The sequence below is a fragment of the Frankia sp. CeCAU1 genome, assembly GCF_977971845.1.
This window is the reverse complement of sequence record NZ_CDWWXA010000008.1, coordinates 1-2,927: the sequence shown is the minus strand read 5'-3', so window position 1 is coordinate 2,927 and position 2,927 is coordinate 1. Positions and strand designations below refer to the sequence as shown.

The window sequence follows — 2,927 nt, the reverse complement described above, 5'->3', positions numbered from 1 at the left end:
TGCGGGGACGACGCTATCTGCGTCGTCTGCCACCAGCCCGTCGAAGGAAGATCCCCGCGCGTGCGGGGACGACGCTATCTGCGTCGTCTGCCACCAGCCCGTCGAAGGAAGATCCCCGCGCGTGCGGGGACGACGCGCGCCCATCGATTCCCCACAGGCCCCAGCTAGGAAGATCCCCGCGCGTGCGGGGACGACTCTCCGCCGAACGTGCTACCTGACGCCCCATACGGAAGATCCCCGCGCGTGCGGGGACGACTGCCAGGCGGTCAACTCCAGATATTCGCCCACGGGAAGATCCCCGCGCGTGCGGGGACGACGGCGAAAACGACATGCCCTTGCAGTGGTAGTCGGGAAGATCCCCGCGCGTGCGGGGACGACAACCTCGCCGGCTGGTGGTGGCCCACCCGTGAGGGAAGATCCCCGCGCGTGCGGGGACGACAACCCAGCGTGAACTACGGCGGGTTGTCTGCACGGAAGATCCCCGCGCGTGCGGGGACGACCGGTGCGCCATCGAACGGATGGGCTGGGCCGAGGGAAGATCCCCGCGCGTGCGGGGACGACGCGGCCCGGGTGCTGTCGCCGGCGAGCAGGGCCGGAAGATCCCCGCGCGTGCGGGGACGACTGTCAGGTGGGGGCCCAGGTGCCGTGGGAGGGGGGAAGATCCCCGCGCGTGCGGGGACGACTCGAGCCGGGCGAGCCGCTCCGCGCGCGCCGCCGGAAGATCCCCGCGCGTGCGGGGACGACCGCGGTCGCCCGGTGGTTCTGGGGCCAGCCCACGGAAGATCCCCGCGCGTGCGGGGACGACCTCTCCGACGGGAGGAAAATCGACTCCCCGCGGGGAAGATCCCCGCGCGTGCGGGGACGACCGGCGCACGATCGGGATCCGGGCCAGCACCCGGGGAAGATCCCCGCGCGTGCGGGGACGACGCTCACCGCCGCACCTCCTCCGGTAGATAACGGGGAAGATCCCCGCGCGTGCGGGGACGACCAGGCCGGAGCGGGCTGCGGCAAGAGTGCGACGGGAAGATCCCCGCGCGTGCGGGGACGACCTTGGCGGCGAGTTTCTCGCCGTCGACGTCCCAGGAAGATCCCCGCGCGTGCGGGGACGACTCGCTGCGCCACGCCTACAACACGGAGATCGGGGGAAGATCCCCGCGCGTGCGGGGACGACAATCCAGTTCCGCCAAGTGGCGTCCCAGTCGCAGGAAGATCCCCGCGCGTGCGGGGACGACACTTGCTGACCTGCGGGTTTATCGGCGAGATCGGGCAAACAGTATCAGTCCGTCGTAGTCGACGGGCTGGGTGCGGTTGCGGCCGGCGGTGCGGGCGGCCCAGCCTTGTTCGTTCGTGGCTGGTTCGATCATGATGGCTTGGCCGTCACCGACGCGTTGGGAGAGCAGGGTCCAGAGCCGGTCGCGGACGCGGGCGCTGGGGTTGCCGACGAAGACGCCCGCCGAGATTTCGATCATCCAGCGGGTGAGGTGGCCGCGGAGGCCGTCGGCGGTGGCGATGAGGACGATGACGGTCACCAGGGTGGGGGTGGCTGGTCGGTGTCGGGTCCGGTGACACCGAGGATGGTGGTGTCGTCGGTCTGGTCGGCGAGGTCGGCGGCCCAGTTGACGCCGCCGGGGACGTGGCCGTCGAGCTCGTCCCACAAGTGGAGTGCGTCCTCGTCGTTATCTCGGGTTCCTTCCTCGATGAGGAGGTCTTTGATGTCGTGGATGATGCGGGCCATGAGGTGCCCGTCAGCGACTTTGTCGCGGAAGGCGGTGCGGATGTCGCGCTCGTCGGTGAGGCCGGCGGCGGCGAGGTCGAAGGCGAGGGGAATGGTGTAGTCGGCTTTGTACAGGTCGGCGATGTCGAGGACGAAGGAGGTGGCGGCTCCGGTGTGGACGAATCCGAGGGCGGGGCTGGCGCCGATGCCGACGATGGCGGCGTGGCAGATGCCGTAGAGGCAGCTGTGTCCGGCGGACAGGAGCCGGTTGATGTCGTCGCTGTCGGCAAAGGGGTCGCCGTGGGTGTAGACGCGTTTGTTCCAGGTGACGCCGGTGCGGGTGGCATGATCGCGGTAGATCTTTTTGATGCGGGCGCCTTCCCGGCCGCGGAGTTGTTGCATGGTGGCGGTGGTGACGTCGTCGTCGGGGAAGCGTTTGGCGTACATGCGGCGGGCGACGTCAAGGCGTTCGCTGGTGCGGGTGACGAGGTAAGCCTGGCGCATGAGCAGGCCGGCGCCGCGGCTGGGTCCGAGTCCTGCGGCGTACATGCGTACGCCGCGGTCGCCGACCCAGCACAGGGCGGTGCCGGAGTCGGCGAGCAGGCGCACGGCGGCGCTGGTGATGCGGGTTCCGGGACCGAGCAGGACGGTGGCGACGAACGCGGCGGGGACACGGACGGCGCGTTCCTTGTTGACCAGGACGACGGCGTTGTCGTCGCGGTCAACGTGGCATTTCTCGACGTAGAGCGTGGAGACGCGGTCCTCGACGCGGTGCAGGTCCTGCGGATTGGACAGCCACCACATGTCAGCGGCCGGCCTGTTCGGTGTGCAGGGGCGCGAGGGTGATCAGCCCGCAGCCGTAGGCCTTGGCAGGGCCGACGCCGTGCAGGAGAGTGGCGCGGGCGCGGGCGGGATCGGTGACGCGCAGGGCGCCTTCGAAGGTGGCGGTGTTGAGGACGACGCGGCGGCCAGTCTTCTCGGTGTTCTTGGCTTTCTTGGGGAAGGTGAGGCGTTCGCGGGCGGTGAGCCGTAGCGCGGGGGCCGGCTCGTCGGTGTCGCCGGGGCCGTCGGGCTGGTTGCGGGGGCCGTCGGGCTGGTTGCGGGGGCCATCGAGGTCGGCGGTGGTGAGCAGGGTGAATCCCCAGCGGTCGATGCGGTCAGTGAGCCAGCTCGTCTGGTGGGCGGCGGTGCGGTGGCCGACGCGGACACCGCG

At 70.5% G+C, this 2,927-nt stretch carries 3 protein-coding genes and 1 CRISPR repeat array; all 3 genes read right to left on the bottom strand.

The window, feature by feature from the left end:
* Nucleotides 1–45 precede the first annotated feature (45 nt).
* A CRISPR array of direct repeats spans nt 46–1,232; the repeat unit is 28 nt; unit sequence GGAAGATCCCCGCGCGTGCGGGGACGAC.
* A gap of 18 nt (nt 1,233–1,250) precedes the next feature.
* Entirely contained in the window at nt 1,251–1,529 is a 279-nt protein-coding gene (cas2e, locus tag AC08OO_RS02865; RefSeq protein WP_011434500.1) for a type I-E CRISPR-associated endoribonuclease Cas2e, read from the bottom strand.
* Nucleotides 1,526–2,518 (bottom strand): type I-E CRISPR-associated endonuclease Cas1e, encoded by a 993-nt coding sequence (gene cas1e, locus AC08OO_RS02860; RefSeq protein ID WP_476618214.1) that lies wholly within the window; start codon nt 2,516–2,518, stop codon nt 1,526–1,528. The genes cas2e and cas1e overlap by 4 nt, the downstream gene beginning before the upstream one ends.
* 1 nt (nt 2,519) lies before the next feature.
* The coding region (locus AC08OO_RS02855) for a type I-E CRISPR-associated protein Cas6/Cse3/CasE (RefSeq protein WP_476618213.1) at nt 2,520–2,927 on the bottom strand (408 nt) is incomplete at its 5' end.

Coding starts and splice junctions, on each gene's coding strand:
- cas1e (WP_476618214.1), bottom strand. CDS start 2,518: ATGTGGTGGCTGTCCAATCCGCAGGACCTGCACCGCGTCGAGGACCGC.